General features: G+C 40.2%; 14 protein-coding genes. 7 read left to right on the top strand and 7 right to left on the bottom strand.

Annotated features, from left to right (window positions below; all coding sequences use genetic code 11):
- Positions 1-902: 902 nt before the first annotated feature.
- Both V7R35_RS16525 and V7R35_RS16520 read right to left on the bottom strand, forming a co-directional pair.
- Complete coding sequence (locus V7R35_RS16525; protein ID WP_069945568.1) at positions 903-2,342, bottom strand: sensor histidine kinase; 1,440 nt, start codon at positions 2,340-2,342, stop codon at positions 903-905.
- On the bottom strand, positions 2,326-3,015 hold the full coding sequence (locus tag V7R35_RS16520) for a response regulator transcription factor (protein ID WP_163088596.1): 690 nt from the start codon (positions 3,013-3,015) through the stop codon (positions 2,326-2,328). Before V7R35_RS16520 ends, V7R35_RS16525 begins: the two co-directional genes overlap by 17 nt.
- Positions 3,016-3,273: 258 nt before the next feature.
- On the opposite strand from V7R35_RS16520, the gene V7R35_RS17870 reads away from it, so the two are divergent.
- The 6 genes from V7R35_RS17870 (at position 3,274) to V7R35_RS16495 (ending at position 9,198) form a co-directional block, all read left to right on the top strand.
- Positions 3,274-3,504, top strand: a complete 231-nt coding sequence (locus V7R35_RS17870) for an LNS2 domain-containing protein (RefSeq protein ID WP_425292847.1) — start codon at positions 3,274-3,276, stop codon at positions 3,502-3,504.
- Positions 3,505-3,906: 402 nt separating this feature from the next.
- The gene (locus V7R35_RS16515; protein WP_334015976.1) at positions 3,907-4,641 is read left to right on the top strand and encodes a glycosyltransferase; all 735 of its coding nucleotides are present in this window, start codon (positions 3,907-3,909) and stop codon (positions 4,639-4,641) included.
- Positions 4,642-5,364: a TVP38/TMEM64 family protein gene (locus tag V7R35_RS16510; RefSeq protein WP_014978036.1), complete on the top strand. Its 723-nt coding sequence runs from the start codon at positions 4,642-4,644 to the stop codon at positions 5,362-5,364.
- Positions 5,333-7,075, top strand: coding sequence for an ArnT family glycosyltransferase (locus V7R35_RS16505; protein ID WP_014978035.1), 1,743 nt, complete (start codon positions 5,333-5,335; stop codon positions 7,073-7,075). Before V7R35_RS16510 ends, V7R35_RS16505 begins: the two co-directional genes overlap by 32 nt.
- 120 nt (positions 7,076-7,195) lie before the next feature.
- Positions 7,196-8,803, top strand: a complete 1,608-nt coding sequence (locus V7R35_RS16500; RefSeq protein ID WP_014978034.1) for a phosphoethanolamine transferase — start codon at positions 7,196-7,198, stop codon at positions 8,801-8,803.
- Positions 8,791-9,198, top strand: a complete 408-nt coding sequence (locus tag V7R35_RS16495) for a diacylglycerol kinase (protein ID WP_024015552.1) — start codon at positions 8,791-8,793, stop codon at positions 9,196-9,198. Before V7R35_RS16500 ends, V7R35_RS16495 begins: the two co-directional genes overlap by 13 nt.
- Positions 9,199-9,442: 244 nt before the next feature.
- On the opposite strand, the gene V7R35_RS16490 is transcribed toward V7R35_RS16495, so the two are convergent.
- The 5 genes from V7R35_RS16490 to V7R35_RS16470 form a co-directional block, all read right to left on the bottom strand.
- Complete coding sequence (locus V7R35_RS16490) at positions 9,443-9,634, bottom strand: DUF3955 domain-containing protein (RefSeq protein WP_230962262.1); 192 nt, start codon at positions 9,632-9,634, stop codon at positions 9,443-9,445.
- Positions 9,635-9,941: 307 nt separating this feature from the next.
- Positions 9,942-10,820: a cation diffusion facilitator family transporter gene (locus tag V7R35_RS16485; RefSeq protein ID WP_012516887.1), complete on the bottom strand. Its 879-nt coding sequence runs from the start codon at positions 10,818-10,820 to the stop codon at positions 9,942-9,944.
- Between the two features lie 43 nt (positions 10,821-10,863).
- Positions 10,864-13,971, bottom strand: a complete 3,108-nt coding sequence (locus V7R35_RS16480) for an efflux RND transporter permease subunit (RefSeq protein ID WP_012516886.1) — start codon at positions 13,969-13,971, stop codon at positions 10,864-10,866.
- Positions 13,972-13,986: 15 nt separating this feature from the next.
- A complete protein-coding gene (locus V7R35_RS16475; RefSeq protein ID WP_012516885.1) occupies positions 13,987-15,168 on the bottom strand; it encodes an efflux RND transporter periplasmic adaptor subunit in 1,182 nt (393 codons plus the stop codon).
- 2 nt (positions 15,169-15,170) lie between these two features.
- Positions 15,171-16,451, bottom strand: coding sequence for a TolC family protein (locus V7R35_RS16470; RefSeq protein WP_012516884.1), 1,281 nt, complete (start codon positions 16,449-16,451; stop codon positions 15,171-15,173).
- Positions 16,452-18,050: 1,599 nt separating this feature from the next.
- Between V7R35_RS16470 and V7R35_RS16465 the strand changes: the two genes are divergently transcribed.
- A complete protein-coding gene (locus V7R35_RS16465; RefSeq protein ID WP_231513153.1) occupies positions 18,051-18,422 on the top strand; it encodes a hypothetical protein in 372 nt (123 codons plus the stop codon).
- Positions 18,423-18,440: the final 18 nt, after the last annotated feature.

Genomic DNA, 18,440 nt, shown 5'->3' with positions numbered 1-18,440 from the left:
CGCCACAATACTTTCCTTTTGTCCAGTTCCATTAACGTTATAACGGGGGCTAACCAGAAATACTAGAAAATTGAGGAGGCTTGAGGAGCTATATAAATAAACACACCCGATAAATATAAATTCACCGGTAACTTGAAAGAGAAATCAGATATTCTGTTTAAATCGTTGAGGCACAAACTCACTTCAGCGATTTCAACTTAAGCGCCACTCAAGCGCTGGTCGATAAGTGACTTTCGCCCCGCGGTTATAGATACTCTCTGTTTCACTTATTTTTCTGCATATGAATAAGGCGATTAATATCAGCTTTAGGATAAAAAAGTTCAATCACTTCTATCAATTGTGAGCACGGTAATAAGTTGTCTATCCGTGATAGGAAAACCTCTTTATAGGGCTATCAGCGCTTGCTTTAGCTGACTACTGGCAATAATTAACTGTTGGCTCACGAGCAGTAGAAAATGTAACTTAACATGCAGTCATGATCTCACGTTAGGAACTTATTCGGATCTTCCCTAGTATCAATTGAATAACATTTTTATGCTGTTTCTAATTATTTCATCGATCTCGGGACATTCATTGAGACAGGTAACGTTAATCTATATTAGGATAACCTATTGTCAGCAAGTGTTTTTCAACAGTTTCTTGGTAGAACTCTGCAAAAAAATCGTAAAGTCATTTTATCGTTGTACGCCCAATGAGTTGAATGGAAGCATTGACTTGTTCCAGCAGCAATTATCCGTGACAAGGAACAGGTGGCCGAAAACTTTTTTGATCTCTACTACATACCAAATTCGAAAGCTAGGTTACGTTTCATTACCCTATTTTTATTCTCTTGCTAAGTCGCAGTCTCTCTTTTCAGGAGTGATATTAAGGCTAAGGTTACAGTAACTTAAGCCTGCCAAAGATTACGGACCAATAGTTTCATTTTTAAAAGTCAACAAAAACGATATGTCTTCTTCGGCGGTTTTGGTTACAGAAACTTCTGCACATACAGCGTCGCACAATGCATCTACTATAGAAAGACCTAGCCCAAAGTTATCTTCAGATGTTCTAGAAGCATCTTTTTGCCAAAGCGGTTCAAACATATGCTTTAGATCATCCTCATTAACCTCTGTCCCCACCTTATTTGTCACTCTGAGGTAAACATTACTAGAACTATTTACACCTAAGTTCACAAGTATTTCTGTATCAGTTTTTCCGTGTTCTATAGCGTTATCTATCAGATTACTTATTATCGATTCTACTGCAACGCGATTGCTCTTGACGCTTAACTGAAAATTGGAGCTAATCTCTACCTTAACATTTCTTGCTTCTTTTATCTGAATAAGTTGAGTTACTAATTTGTGGATATCTATCTCATCAGTTAGCTCTAGGGTCTTAAAACTATATTTTTGGATTAACATAAGGCCAGAAATAATATTTTTCATTCTTGTGCCTATTTGCAAAACACGTGGCTTAAAATCTTTTTCTAATCTTATTTCTCCTGGAAACTTAATTGCTACTTCAGTCATATTTATTAATTCAGAGACTGGTGTTTTTAGCTCGTGTGCGATATCCGAAGTCAACCTCTTCTCACGCAGGTAAAGCGAATAATTATCTTCAATAAAGTGATTCAAACTTTGGGTAATGGGTTCCAATTCCTCGACATTATTTTGAAAAGCTTCGTGTTTTTGCCTAGTGGTAAATCGTAGTCCTTTTATCTTGGCATTTAAGGCATCCAAGGGTGCCAGAGCATAAGCCACAGTGTTACGCACTGTAAATCGAACAACTAGCGGCACGATAATTAATGCAAATAGAAAAGCACCATCGATAAACCACAACGTGAAATTTAACAATTCTGTAGATGTTGCGTACGCGATAACCATTGACGGACGAGTATCGTTACCCTTATCCATGACCCGATAAAATCCAGCTCTGTCTTCAGAATCAATCTGAGGTATATATCGAGTGTAAATTACCCGACCCGTACGGCCATCGGGCAGAGTAATATCCTGGAAAGAATATTCATCCAGGCCAATGCTGCTGTAAGGCAATTCATTGATGGTATAAAGCGCCAGAGTATCTGATTTTTCAAACGTTGAGTCTTTGTACCAAAGTTGAAAATACTCGGGGGAAGATGTCCCTTCAAACTCAGGCAAATACTCACCTGCAAATTCGAACTCCACACCCTCGACATCTTCATTTACCAAGCTCTGAAGCATACCTACTTTTGCCTTCATAGCCTGGTTGAATTCTTGTTCGATCCAGGAATCGACACCAATATCTGCTGCAAGTAAAACGGCAATGACTAACAGTGAAATAATAATAGAAAGTCTACGTGTTAATGTTTTACGTATTGATTTCATTAGCTTCTACAACTCTGTAACCAAAACCACGTTTACTTTTAATGGGTAGAGACGCGCCGCTTTCTCTTACTTTTCTCCTTGCTGAGGAAAGGTGAGCTTCAATAGCATTTTTTGAGATATGGTCATAGCTTCCAGAAATAAATTCACTCAGCATTTCTGAGGTAACTATCTTGTGTCTATTGAGGAAAATACATTCAACAATTTTGTACTCATTCGGGGTCAGGTTGATAATGCCATTATTGTATGAAAGCGTTTTAAACTGGATATTGAGTGTCAAACTGTTGATAGTAACCTGGTCATTGAGACAATTTGCCGCACCTCTCCTCATCAAGCTAAGTAGTCTAGCAGTCAATTCGTCAAACGAGAACGGCTTAGAAAGGTAGTCGTCAGCACCTGCCAATAGCCCCGCTACCTTGTCTTCAGACTCAGATCGCGCAGATAAGATGATAACCTTTGTTTCTAAATGTCTTTTTCGTAACGTTTTAAGAATAGTCATACCGTCCAACTCAGGTAGCATCATATCAAGGATGATTATTTCGTAGCTACCAAGCAACGCCATACTCAATCCCTCAGAGCCAGTGCCAGCAGTATCGACTGAGTACCCCAACTTTTCTAAGCCTAAGCTCAAACTGTTCCTTAATGATAAGGAGTCTTCTATCAGAAGTATTCTCATAATTTGAACGTCAATTTTAAAGTTATTTCAGTATACCTTCTCATCCTTAGGATTTACTGAAGAAGCTATTGAACTGGTGCTTATAGTTAACCTACACAAAAGTGGTTCTTTTAGCATAAACTGATTGATTTCCTTCAGTAGCTCTTAATTTATCTCGTTATTATGTTCATATTAATAACAGTTTTGTGACTGACGATGAAGACCGATTCTTATCAGCCCTGCTACTTAGCGAGTGCTCAATAACCTCTACAGAAATTTCTGCCCCCAAATTGTAAGAGTGACAAAGCTGTTATTTTTGACACCGATGAAACACTGATGCTCAGTAACACCTGCATTTTTTCTGAAAGAGAAAGTGCGTCTGAACTTGTTCAAGCATACACTGATAACGGCCCCAGAGTTATCTATCTGACTGCGCGAAGTATATACTTCCAGTGCAACATTTCATTTTTTTATCCCGTTACCATTTCCCAGACGGAAATATTCAGGTAGCGAATGCTACGGCTGAGCGAAAAAACTTTAAAACATTAAACTAAATATTCTAAAGCGTTACACGGAGTCTGGCTGGACACTTTTTGCTGCATTTGGCGATTCAAGCACTGACTTTGCTGCTTATTTGGCCGCAGGCGTTACTCAGGACAAAATATTTGCAATAACAAGACAAGGTGATCGTAAGTGCAAACCAGGGCCGTGGCAAAAGTGCTACGATAACTGGTCGAAACACATTCCTATAGCGTGTTTTCCTTAACCCACCTCTTTCTTCCTTCCTGAGCGATTAAAACATTATTACTTCAATTAAATGACTCTTCATAAGCGTATCTTAAGTTTTGTTTGTTAACGTTTTCCTGTCGAAAATAGAATTTGCTTGATCTTGAGGCTTTGACAGAGGGCTACGTGCGAATTTCAGTTGTAATACCAGCGAAAAACGAAGAAAAAAATTTAAAACCCTTAATTGAGGAAATTTATAGAGCGTTAACAGGTGTAGCCAACTTCGAAGTCATCTATGTTGATGATGGAAGTACGGATAATACATTTGAGAATCTGCTTTATCTGAAAGCGAGTGGCTTTGAAAGAGTTAACGTACTACGGCACAAGCACTCGGTGGGACAAAGTACAGCTATTTGGACAGGGGTGATCCATGCTGATGGAGAACTTGTAGTTACACTTGATGCGGATGGGCAGAATGATCCCTCTGATATACCAAACCTCCTGACTATGGCCTCTCAATTTCCGTTAGGGAGTCACTTTTGCATTGCTGGTCATCGTAAAGACAGAAAGGATACAGCTTGGAAAAGATTTCAGTCAAAACTAGCAAATTCTGTAAGAAGTAAATTTCTTAATGATGATACACCTGACACCGGATGTGGGTTAAAGGTCTTTCCAAAACAAACATTCCTCGATTTACCCTATTTTGATCATATGCATCGTTTTCTGCCAGCACTGATCCGACGACAAGGTGGGATCATTAAAGTTGTTGAAGTGAATCACAGAGACAGGCAATTCGGAAAATCAAAATATAATATGTTAGGGCGGCTTGGGGTTGGACTAATTGATATGGCAGGAGTTTATTGGCTTCAGAAACGTAATAAACTTAATGATGTCATCTTAGAAAATGAAGAGAGTATCTAATTGAATTCCAGTCTCCTTCGTTTCTTCATTCTGGTACTTACCATTCTGTTTTTTAGTCATTTGATTTCGCTCTCCCCCTCATTTGACGCATTTAATCAGGAGTGGATAGACAATCATACCCGTGATAATGGAGTGACAGGGATAGCCAAATTTTTAGCCGTCTCAGTATTTTTACTTACTATCGGACTTCCACGCCAGTTAGTCGCATTTATGGGGGGGTATGCCTTTGGATTTGCTGAAGGTGTCATCTATTCAACATTAGCAGCTACGCTCAGCTGTGCAACAGTTATGGCAGTGTCCCGGTATTTCGCTAGACCGATTATTATTCAACACTTTGAAATGCGAGTGCGCAAGTTAGACCACTTTCTACTTCGCTCTCCCTTTCTTAAGTCCGTTATCATTAGACTGTTGCCAGTAGGGAATAATCTACTCACAAACATTTTTGCTGGCGTTTCAAAGATTCCACGACGCTCTTTTATTTTTGGGTCTACTATTGGCTACATCCCTCAAATGGCGGTTTTTGCATTAATGGGTAAGGGTGTATTAGTCAACTCTGAACTTAAAATAATCATAAGCGCCCTATTATTTGGGATTTCCAGCTTGCTAAGCGCATATCTTTTTAAGGTTTATCATCGTCAACATAATGACGATAAAACTCTTCGTTCTCTCACAAAAAGCAGCAAATGTAGCAATGAATCAGACGAGCCTAGCCATTATACATAAGAACAAGCACCCAAATTATACTTTCTGGCTTTTTGTACTGGCTAGCGTGTTGATATTTATCGGGCTTGGGTTAAGAGATCCCTGGCCTGCTGACGAACCTCGTTTTGCACAAGTTGCAAAAGAAATGGTTGAAACAGGTCAGTGGTTCTTTCCAGCCAGAGCGGGAGAGTTTTATCCTGATAAACCACCTGTGTTTATGTGGTCTATCGCTTTTTTCTTTGCGCTATTCGGGTCAATTAAGATTGCCTTTCTGCTCCCATCTGCTTTATGCAGCCTACTCACACTTTTTTTGGTGTATGACATCTCAAAACGACTGTGGAGTACAAAAGAGGCGCTGATCGCAACGTCACTTCTTTTATTGAGTTTTCAATTTTTGCTTCAAGCCAAGTCTGCACAGATAGACGCAATGGTCTGCTGCTGGATAACAATCGGATGCTATGGTCTTTTGCGCTTTTTCTTAGTTGAAAGGCGATGGCGTTGGTATTACCTCGCCTTTTTCTTCATGGGAATTGGCGTCATCACAAAAGGGGTCGGATTTTTACCAGTCCTGATGCTGATACCATACTTGATACATCGACACTTTTGGCCTCAGCGGGACATAGCTAAGAAGCAAACTAAAAAGTCCGTATTACCGTGGATAATGGGTGCAGTGGTGATGTTACTGGCTATATCACTATGGTTTATACCTATGTTGATATTGGTCGAAAATAGCCACAACACATCACTTGCTCTATATAGAGATAATATTCTTTTCAGGCAAACGGTCACTCGATATGCTGATTCCTGGCATCACATAAAGCCGTTCTGGTATTACCTCGTAGAGGTTATTCCATTATTCTGGTTGCCAATTAGCATCGCTCTCCCATGGCTCATCCCATGTTGGTATCGCGCAATCAAAAAAGGTGATGCCCGCATATACTTACCATTGGTTTGGATTGTACTTGTTCTGCTTTTCTTCAGTGTAAGTCCTGGTAAACGGGGGGTGTACATCTTACCCGCATTGCCGATGCTGGCACTGATCTCTGCGCCTTACTTTGATTCAGTTGTTAATAAGAAAGTATTTTCCTGGCTTTTGTGGGGCGTTGTATTTTTACTATCAGTAGGCTTATTGGGGTTTGGTTTTTCCGGCATAGTAAAAGCATCATTCGCCCTAAAGTTAGAAGAAAAGTTCGGGCTTTCTCCGTGGATGTTTTTTTTAGTAACGGGGGGACTGACGTGTCTGGTTACGGTGATCACTACTAGAGGGAAGCACTGGAAAGTCTGGCCCTATTTCTTGTGCACTCTTTGGGGCATGTACGCTACTTGGGGTTACACTTTACTTGAAGATGTAAAAACCCCTAAAAGCGTATTTGCAAATATTGAAAAAGAAATTGGTAAACATGATGCAACTATTGCACTTGTTGATTTTTCTGAACAGTTCATTCTCTTCTCGCCTTATCCCATCACTCATTTTGGGTATCATACCCCTGTTGATCAGCAATTGTCTGCCGCCTACCAGTGGCTGGATAAGACTGAAAAGGGAAGATACATCCTCGTCGATGAAAAACATGTACGCAATAGTTGTTTTAAAAAAGAAATGGCAACGTCTGTAGGGTATGCACATCGCGCCCACTGGGTACTATTATCGCACGAGGCATTAACCGAAAAGTGTCCGCTTACGAAAACTGCGACTGAGATCTTTAGTTATATCCCAGATAGGCCCGTTACGTGAGGTACATGTTTTCATACAATTAAAAAATAATGCGAGAATTTTCATTCTACAGTTTTTCTTAAGCGTTATTTAAGTTTAGACAGGTAACTTATGTGCTAAGAAGTACACGAGAACCTTATTGTGAAATTTCCAAGAACACTAAATTTCAATCCTACATCAGCTCAGTTCATTTTACTTTCTTCATTGTTTATCGCAGCAATATTTAACATACCATTTTTGTCCGCTGTTTATGAAGTTGTAGCCCCTGTAACATTGAATGAGTGGGTGTTTTTTCTCTCTGTACCGCTCTTGCTAACCTTTTTTAATATTATTTTTCTAAGTCTTTTTGGTGCCCTATTTTTGCCGCGCACCACCGTTGCAATTGCTTTCGTTGTAAGTTCTATTCTACTTTACGGCACCTTGGCCTATGGTGTCATTTTCGATAAGAGCATGATACAGAATGTAATGGAAACAAATTCTGGTGAAGCCTTTTCTTATCTAAATTCAACACTTTTTTTATTCTTCTCTATACTGGGATTAATCCCTGTATTTGCGATTTTTAATCTGGAAATAAATGGAAAGCTCAAGGCTCGAATCAAGCACCTTCTAGTGCTGAACTTATTAGCTTTATTGGGTATTGCAATTATAGCCACGTTCCTTTTTAAGAGCTATGCAGCTGTCGGCAGAAATAACAAAGATCTAACGAAGTATATTATTCCCTACGCCTTTTATGATTCAGGGTACAAGTACCTTCGGGACACTTACTTCTATCCGCCTTTACCCTACAAAGTATTAGACAAGCGTCCCTACTTAAAAGGTAACGCTAATATACACCCATCTATTACAGTGTTAGTGGTTGGCGAAACAGCCAGAGCGGACAAGTTTTCAAGCAACAGCTATTCGAGGCGTACTTCGCCTAATATCCAGAACGCAGGTGCAATCAGTTTTAGCAAGGTGACATCTTGCGGTACTGCTACCGCAGTCTCCGTGCCATGTATGTTCTCAAGACTCTCTCGAGAAAATTATGATTCGCGTATTGCAGACAGTCAGGACAATGTTTTAGACATCATTCATCGTGCAGGAGTTGACGTGACTTGGATTGACAACAACAGTAGCTGTAAAGGCGTATGCAAGAGGGTAAAGACCCTAGACTTTGATCCGTCCAGAGATCCCAAGTTTTGCGATGGAGATTATTGTTATGATGAGGTACTTGTTGACCTTTTAAGAGAAACTCTTTCAAGGCCATCTAAAGAACATAGAGTGATAGTCTTACATATGATTGGCTCACACGGCCCTACTTACTACCGGAGATACCCAGAGAAATTTGCTAAGTTCGTGCCTGACTGTCCCAGAAGTGATATTCAAAATTGTGAAGAGGCAGAGCTGACAAATACGTACGATAATACTATTGCATACACAGACTACGTGCTAGGCCAGATTATTGAACAGCTTTCCACTATTCCTAATTCGTCGATGCTTTATCTATCGGATCATGGTGAGTCATTGGGAGAAAAAGGGCTTTATTTACACGGTTTCCCTTATAATTTAGCGCCTGTTGAGCAAACTCATGTACCAATGGTTTATTGGGCCTCCAAGTTTAGCCAACCTGAATACAGTGATTGCGTAAAGTCGTTATCCAGTCATCCTTATTCGCATGACAACCTTTTTGACACATTACTTGGTCTTACTAATGTGCAAAGCAGCACCTACCAACCCACTCAGGATATTTTACGAAAATGCGAGTCATAGACGAAGCCACATCAAAAATGCATTTCGACCCTAAAGCCAAACCAAAGGGCATGTTGCGTATTGTATTAGCAATGAAAAACTCAGTTCGAGCTATATCATGGCTTGTTAAAAACGAGTCAGCGTTCCGGCAAGAACTTATCTTACTTATCTTAGCGGCGGGAGTGCTTGCATTTTGGTCAATTCCTTATATGGAAAAGGCGATTTTACTTTCCTCCATACTCTTCGTTTTGTTCGCTGAAATTATAAATACTGCAATTGAAGTAACTATTGACCGTATTGGAAAAGAGATTCACCCACTGTCAGGCTTAGCGAAAGATTTAGGCTCAGCGGCTGTTTTAGTGACGATCGCAATTTCATCACTGTTGTGGTTAGCTACATTGTGTAGATATTTTTGATTTGAGACTGTTGACTCACCGATGAGGTACCGCACTGACATGGGTCCAACTGTGCAAATTCATCAATGTGTATAAAAGAATAGAAAGCCAATAATTAGCGAGCTTTAATATAAGAAGTTAAAGTCTGATATAACTAAAAGGCAATACCCAACAACCTTTGGGTTCAGTTTTCAATTACTAGCCAGGAGTTGCATAGCAAATCGCAAAGCAAAATTGTCAGTTAGAAAAAGTTCTTCGCGTGCTTTTACTTTCGCTGATTTTTTTTAAGTTTAATGAAAGTGAAAGCAAAAGTCAGCGATGCCATCAGCTCAAATAGCCAAAATATAGGAATGAAGCCAAACGATTCAACCAAAAAACCATTTTCATCTATACTCGAGCCTTTTATGTTATAAGCGATTAAACACAGAATACCACTAATAAAAAATAAGAAACTCATCTTATAGTTACTTATAAATTTCATTAATGTCTCTATATTTTATTTTCAACATCTCGTAAGAGCACGAAAGAAACGTTGATGTCGAAGGTACGTGTTCAATCTTGCCTCTTACCACTTTAGTTACGCATTATTATCTATCACACTCTCCTTACAGTTTAACAAAAAATTTAATCATGAGGGGAACAAACTAAAAAGTTCCATGAAAATCTATAGTCATGATTGTAGACAATGTGTCACAAATAAAATTTTAGCTTAGTATTAAAACTTGAATTACTGTCGACTATCATTGTTAATGAGTAATGGAATTTCATCTCACCTCCTCATTAACTGCAGAATGCTCGTCAGTAAACTCTATTTCAACTGTGCTGTAACTGAAGTCAAACATGGCCAAGCTATCATAAATATCAAGCTTCAATAACTTGTATTCTTCAACTGTCTTTAAGGCACTGCCAACGCGTATAGTAATAACATTGTGTTCTCCGTCAAGTGACCAAATTTTTAAGTCATGGATATATTCAACTCTATCAACACTCCGGAGTTCATCTAACACTTGTTTGTATAAGTTTTTCTCTGGAACACCTTGCAAAAATAATTTTAAGGTTGCTAATAAGTTTCGAATTACATTAAACAATATAAAAAGCGTAAAGCCAATCGAAAGTAGGGGGTCTAAAATTGGCCAGTCGACAAATTGCATTACTATGGCAATAATTAATACAGCAACCCAGCCTAAAACGTCCTCCAATAAATGCCAGTTCAACACTCTCTCGTTTAGGGTATTTCCTCCCTGGAGTTTATACACAGCAAAGCCGTTTACAGCGACACCTAGAATCGCAAGTAATATCATGCCTTCTGTATTTGGAACGACCGGGTCTAATACTCGAGGAATGGCTTCTGATAATACCCAGATTGAGCCAAGGATAAGTACGGCTCCGTTAATAAATGCCCCTAACAGGCTGAGTCGCTTGTACCCATATGTGAAATTTTCATCGGCCTCTCTCTCTCCTAACCTATTGAGACACCAGGCGCTTCCAATAGAAACTGAATCGCCGAGATCATGAACAGCATCTGCCATTATAGCAGTGCTGTTCGTTAGCCAGCCGCCAATAAATTCAATAATTGTGAAGCTGAAATTTAATAGAAAAGCCCACCCAATTTTGTTTGAGCTATTTGAATGATTATGAGTCATAGAGGCTCCGGTGCGCCCGGAACATACCGGGCGTAAAATTTGATTAAGAGTTGCGTTTGTTATGTGCGAGCTGATAAAGCGCAGGTAATATAAACAGTGTCAGTAAAGTTGACGATATAATTCCCCCAATGACTACAGTGGCGAGCGGTCTTTGTACTTCAGCACCTGTTCCTGTATTAAGTGCCATGGGAACAAAGCCTAAGCTGGCCACTAACGCAGTCATCAAAACAGGTCGAAGCCGGATTATGGCCCCTCGAATTACTGAAGTATAAATATCACCATTTTCCTGCCAGAGTTGTCTGATGAATGCGACCATCACTAGTCCATTCAAAACCGCGACCCCGGACAAAGCGATAAAGCCTACTCCCGCAGAAATTGAAAGAGGCATATCTCTAATCCAGAGTGCCAGTACTCCTCCAGTCAAGGCTAGTGGTACACCAGTGAAAATTATCAATGCGTCTTTAACAGACCCAAACGCCATAATGAGTATGCCAACTATCAACGCAAGCGTAACCGGAACGACTAAAGTCAGCCGTTTGCTGGCGGATTCCAGTTGTTCAAAGGTACCACCAAACTCTAACCAATATCCTTCCTTCATTTTTAAATCGGATTTAAGTCTTTTTTGTAAATCAACGACAAATCCTCCTAGGTCGGTTCCTCGTACGTTAGTCGTTACGACAACTCTGCGCTTTCCATTCTCTCGGCTGATCTGTGCAGGCGCCGGCTTTAACTCGAGAGTGGCTACCTCTTCAAGCGGTACAAAACTATTGCCGACACGAACAGGTAAGCTCTCTAATTTGTCAATATTTGTACGCAACTCTTCAGATAATCTGATTACAATTTTAAACCGACGATCGCCTTCATAGATTATGCCTGATTCCTTACCCCCTATGCTGGTTGAAACGAGTGCTTGAATGTCTGCTACGTTAAGACCGTACCTTGCGAGAGCATCTCGTTTTGGTAATATGGACAACATAGGAAGGCCGGCAACTTGCTCAACTCGGGTGTCTGAGGCACCTTGTATCGACTCAGCGATCTCAGCAACCTTATTTGCAGAATCCAACAATTGCTCTAAGTCATCACCGAAAACCTTGACTGCAACATCAGCCCTTACGCCGGAAATCAATTCATTAAATCTCATTTGAATTGGTTGGGTAAATTCATAGTTATTACCGGGAAGCTTTGAGGCGACTGATTCAATTTCAGCCACTAGATCCGATTTAGATTTAGCTGGATCAGGCCATTCTGAGCGAGGTTTAAGTATTACAAAACTATCGGCTACATTAGGAGGCATTGGGTCTGTAGCGACTTCTGGTGTACCTATTTTCGCAAAGACTACCGCTACCTCTGGAATTTCTAACAGCGCACCTTCAAGTAATTCTTGCATTTGAATTGATTGGTTTAGACCGGTACCCGTTATGCGTAAAGCCTGTAAAGCGACATCACCTTCATCCAGTTGAGGAATAAATTCAGACCCAAGTGTTGTTGCCAACCATCCGCAGAAGACAACAAACGCTAGTGCAGCCCCAAGAGCAGCAGCTTTAAATTTAAGAATAGCCCTAAGTGCTGGTTCGTAAGCCAGTTTCACCCAACGTATTAAAAAACTCTCCTTTTCACTGATTTTTCCCCCCATGAAAATTGCGATCGCTGCAGGCACTACCGTCAGTGACAAAATCATTGCCGCAATAAGAGCGATAACAACAGTTATTGCCATGGGATGAAACATCTTTCCCTCTACGCCTGTTAAAGTAAAAATAGGCAGATAAACAGCGGTTATGATCCCGACTCCAAATAAGCTGGGCCTGATTACTTCAATCGTTGCTATTTTCACTTCTTCTAGACGTTCCTTGAGTTGAAGAAGTCTGCCGTGATGCTGTTGCGCTTCAGATAAGCGCCTAATACAGTTTTCAACAATGATGACAGCGCCATCGACAATCAGACCAAAATCTAAAGCCCCCAAACTCATCAGATTTGCCGAAACACCTCTCTGGACCATTCCAGTGATTGTCATCATCATAGCAATAGGTATGATCGCAGCCGTAATAAGAGCCGCTCGAATATTGCCTAGTAGTAAAAATAATATGACAATTACGAGTAATGCTCCTTCCAGCAGGTTCTTCTGCACAGTGTTTATCGCTTTGTCGACCAGTGTAGTTCGATCATAGGCGGGTTCAGTAACTACCCAGCTTGGTAACGATCTTTGAATTTCAGTTAATTTACTGGCAGTTAAAGCTGCAACTTCCCTTGAGTTTTCTCCCAGCAACATCATGACCGTTCCCATCACTGTCTCTTTACCATTTCTTGTAGCGGCACCGGTCCTCAGCTGCTTACCCAAGCCTACAGTTCCAATATCTTTTATTAGAACAGGAACAGATCCTTTTTTTCCTACTACGACATTTTCGATATCCTTTATCCCTGTCAATTGACCTGGAGAGCGAACAAGAAGTTGCTCGCCATTTTTCTCAATATAGCCTGCTCCAGCATTATCATTGTTTAAATATAGTGCTTCAGAAATGTCTTTAAGCGAGACTCCCATCTCCAGCATTTTTACAGGGTCGGGATTGACGTGATATTGCTTGTCATAACCTCCAATAGTGTTTACTTCTACTACTCCCGGAACCTGGGCTAACTGTGGTCGAATGATCCAATCTTGTACCTCTCTTAAAGCCATAGGTGTGACCGGCGAGCCATCGGGTAACGTTGCTCCATCTTTCCCTTCCAGTGTATATACGAAAATTTCGCCAAGCCCTGTTGCGATTGGCCCCATTTCTGGCTCAAGGCCATCAGGTAAAACACTTTTAAGGTTAGCAAGTCTTTCGTCGATTAAATTTCGGGCAAAAAAGATATCCGTTCCTTCTTCGAAAATAACTGTAATCTGTGAAAGACCATACCTCGATATAGAACGTGTATAGGATAAGTTAGGCAAGCCATATAGTGCTGTTTCGACAGGAAATGTTATTCGTTGTTCAGCTTCTAATGGTGAGTACCCCGGAGCTTTGGTGTTAATCTGAACCTGTACATTTGTAATATCTGGTACAGCATCAATAGGTAATCGCTGGTAGCTCCAAACGCCGATCCCAATTAAGATTAGTGCAAGAACAAGAAACAAAAAGCGTCTTTCTACTGAAAGACGAATAATATTATCAATCATTTATCGTCTCCAGGATTAGTGAGCGTGAGAGGCACCGGATTTTTCAAGATCCGCTTTTATCAGAAAGCTATTTTTTGATACGTAAATTTGACCAGCGATTAAGCCACGCTTTACTTCAGTGAAGTTGTCATCTTTTATACCCAGCTCGACAGGGACAGCTTGAAACGTGTTACCATCGTTTAAAAATACAACTGAGTTACCATCCATTGATTGGATAGCTTCATTCTCAACGCGAAGCGAAACATCGACTTTCTGAGCATCAACTACACCTGTAACCATATCGCCGGGGGAGAATTCTCCTTCGGTATTAGTGATTTCAACAATTGCGATCTGATAAGGTTCAAGTGAACCTGACGGAATGAGAAATTTGACCTTTGCATCTTGCTGTCGGGAACCTTTTTTTATGTGGATATAAGAGCCCTGCTTTATTGTATCCCGCTTGGATGGAAATACTTTCAATTCTGCCCAAAGCGTTTCAGCGTCGACTATTTTATAAAGCGTTTCACTGGTAACCAACTGCCCAACATTAACATTTCGACTTACTACCGTACCCGAAATTGGCGCTTTCACGATGTAGGTTTGTAAGCTGTCATTTGATTGAATTTTTGCAATTACATCGCCAGCCTTCACGCTGTCACCAACATCCGAAGCGAGAGTTTCTACAACTCCCGAGAACCGCGCATTAACTTCAGCCTTGTTCTTGGGTGGAATTACAAGAGTACCCAACAATTCGATATGTCTTTCAATGGTCCCACTCTGAACTTCGGAGGTTGCTAATTGAAACTTTTCAGTTAATGCTCTTGAGATCTGTGTTCTTCCCTCGAAGTTTTCCCACTCCCAGGAATACTTTCGTCTTTTGTCAGTCAGATAAATAGTAGCCCTAAAAGAATGAGGTTCAGACAGAGCTTTTATTGACCGCAAAACCCCCTCTGAAGTTTGAAACTCAAATTTTTCTGAGCTTGAACCTAACTTCTGTAGCTCTATAGAAAAGGAATCAGGGATAAATGGCTTCCCATCTTCAAAAGTCGAGGCAATAATTACAGAGCCCTCGGGGCTTTCATCGATACTTACTTCTATTTTGATGTTACCTTTCTGGAATATATTTTGGTTGTCATTTGAATTGGTGACATCTTCACTTGCGGTCGCGATAGATGTCACAGTGCCGATAAGAAATAAAAATAAAATTTGCTTTAGCATAATTAATCCTGGAGATTGAAAGTGAATGATTTCAGAGATTGCCCTGTCCATTGTTCGATAAGTGCTTCATTGAGCAGGGTGGCTTCGCGATAGTTGATGAGACTCCGTTGAGATTGGAGAAGTGCATCACGTGAAGCAAACCATTCTTGATAAGTGTAAATTCCCTTTTGATAGCCCTCCTTGGTCAGCTCCAATGCTCTTTTCAAATCTGGCATTACTTCTTTTTCCAGGTGCAATGCTGCCTGTGAACTAAAATTTATGCTTTTCGTTGCTTTAAATAGAATCGCTTTTACATCGAGATACTTGGTGTCTCGCTCTAATAACTCCGCCTCCTTACTAGCAATTGCAGATTTGACTGCACCCGAATTCCTCTTCTCAGCAAATAGTGGAATTGAGGCACCAAAAACTAACGATGTATCTTGAGCTCCCTGATTCCTTCTAACACCAACAGACCAAGATAGGTCTGCGGTATTATCAGACTTAGCCAACTGAATTTCAGCGTCCTTCAGGTCAAGTGACTTAATTAGTAAATCCGCATTCGATGATGATAAGAATTGGTTAAAAAGTGTTTCGTAGGAATAATTTTTAGCGGGTGAATTTAAAGAACCAGTAAGCGTGATATCTTCATAATTGCCCTGCCAGAATAGTGTGAGAGATTGCAGGGCTATCTCTTTATTCACCTTTGCTGTCGCAAGTTCTAATTTCGCTTGATTTAAAGCCGATTTAGCTCTGAACAATTCAGCATCATTCGTTGCACCACTTTTTATTCTATTAGTGATCACAGTAAGAGCATCTTCAGCTAAGCTCACACTTCGCTCAGCTATTTGCAGACGCTCCTGTTGTGCCAGAACGCGAATATACTGCTGAGTGAGCCCACCAAGTAGTGAGAGAGACATTGAATACTGCTCTGAATCTAAAAGGGCAGCTCTGGCATCCACAACTAGTGTTCTTGCACTCTTCTTTCCACCAAGTTCATACACTGAAGATAGAGAGATGGTTGCTTCTGCTGCTTGAACTCCCGAAGTAGAACTTGTGCCCATCACATTTTCTAGATTAGCACCTACGGTGTAAGCTGGAGAAAGCAAAGCTTGTTGGCGATCTCCCTCAAGAGCTCTAGTAAGAGGTCTGAATTTCAACAAGCTTGGATGACGGTTGAGAGTAAGTTGAACTGCATCATCTAAAGTTACTTGTTCTGCCAATGCATTGGCTTGAGATAGCATCAATGCACTAGTCAATATTCCGGCGCGCGTAAATTTGCGCACAGGAAACTGTGAAATTTTCATGATATATAATCCTAGTCAGTTGAAAAAACGAAAAACGACAGGGATTAAATTCTTGGAGGACGCTCTATTTGGTTAATGAAACGATTAGGTGTAGCTTCACTATAAACTGAGACTAAATTGGGAGATTTTTTTAGAAACGAGCTTTCAATATCAAAGTAAAAAGCTATGTGTGTAAAATGGCCATGACAAGAACAACAATGGTCACAATCACTTCCCGTATCTAAATCGTAAGCATCGGACAGTTCGATTAATGTATTTTCAGTACATAATTCATTGCTAAACAAGTGGTCTTGTTCAATAGAAAACGCGTCAGTCACAATCAACAAAAATTGTGCGCACAACAAAAAAGCGGCTAAGACCACTTTTAGATTTTTGCTAATGCGGTAATTCGTTTTCAACACAAGATTCCTCTATTGGCAATTCATGTTCTCTTAAAATATGATTGTAGTCAATGCCTAAATGGTCAGCTTTCTGATTCACAAGAGGAACTCTGTATTAAAAAGCCATGTATTTCAATTAAGTTGCTAAATCTTGTCAGAAAAACAGAAATCTACTGCAAAGCCTGCTCATACATAATCCGGCAATGTAAAATAAGTACACCGAAGGAATAGAAGAATACAACATGCAATTTCAATAAGCCTGTCACAATTATTGCGTCTCGCTCGTACCAAAACCTGTAATACCCCCTACAACAAGTGTAAAAGCAAGTCCAATACTGAAAGATAAAATCACCGTTGACCCAAGAGGTAGCTTTTCCAATTGCTATCTGATCTCCTTACAGTGAGCGCATCAATGAACAACAAAGTAAATATTATCTGGCTCATGCCATAACCGTGATGCTATGCTTATGAGCATGAAGTTGGTTCGCATCGCTTCTTTGAGTTCACCAAATCATCTAAGGCTCCATTTTCGAATAAACGGTACAATAGACTAGTAGAAAGGCATATCGGAAACTCGATATCGCTAGATACCTTACTGTAACTTTTTGGCTAAAAACGTTGTCGCTTCGCGTAAAAATGCCGGTCATTTTTTGACCTTGGCAAGTTCATGTTTTAATCTGCTATCCCCGCGTCACAACGGGGATCACTGCTCTTATGTGTTTTATCTTTAGATTGCGCAGCATGATGTTTTCAGCAGTTAGGTAGACTAAGAAAAATACTAATATCTAAAGCAATCTGACGACCAATAATATCAGGTTTCTAGCAGAGTAATACCGCTTCGAGTATGAATTCTGAAGTATACTTTGTTTGTTAACAACCACTCATTCCTGGCATAGCAAGCTTCTTTAGGGGAGGTTTCCTAAAAATCTGAAGAGGCTCCACAGATGACTGAAATCTATGAAGGGGCACTATAATAATTGTGATAATTCTCTTTCTGATCTAGAACCGTAGCAGAGTTACTTTCATGTTAAATAGTTCATGTTAATGCACATTAACGTTACCTATTCGAGTAGAGATAAGAAGTTAGCTTTCCTCTTTTGACTACGATATATCATGCAAGCGAATAGCGCTCACTTCAGCAGCAAATTTAAAATAATTAAAGGGTTGTAAATCTCTGTCAAGACAGTTGGGTGACGTCAACATGTTGGAGATATACAAGATGAAAACTAAGCTGCCTCATATTGGTATTTTTTGGGTCTACAAGTCGACTGTACTTGCTAAAGCAATGCCTTTGAATAGTACAGAGCCTGATAGCCTTTCACTCTATGACAGTGACTTTAGCCATTTAGTAGAGTGGGAAGAGCATAGAATATACCTTCCGTGTTTTCCTGAGCTCATTGCTGTTGAATATCAAGAAGTCAGCAGGGGTAGAGTAATCTACTCTGGAAACTCAAAGTTCTTTAAAATATATGCAGACAGAAAAGTGGTACAGAGCGTTGAGCTTCAAACCTTGGTATGTGATAAATTTAATCTAATACCGAGTCAATGCACTTGGAAGCTAGACAAGCATTACCGTATCTTTAGTTCATAAAAAGCTTACGAAAAAGTT

Source organism: Alteromonas sp. S167 (assembly GCF_036864375.1).
Classification (GTDB): Bacteria; Pseudomonadota; Gammaproteobacteria; order Enterobacterales; family Alteromonadaceae; genus Alteromonas.
Note: the sequence above shows the minus strand (reverse complement) of the source record. Positions and strands in the feature narration are given on the sequence as shown.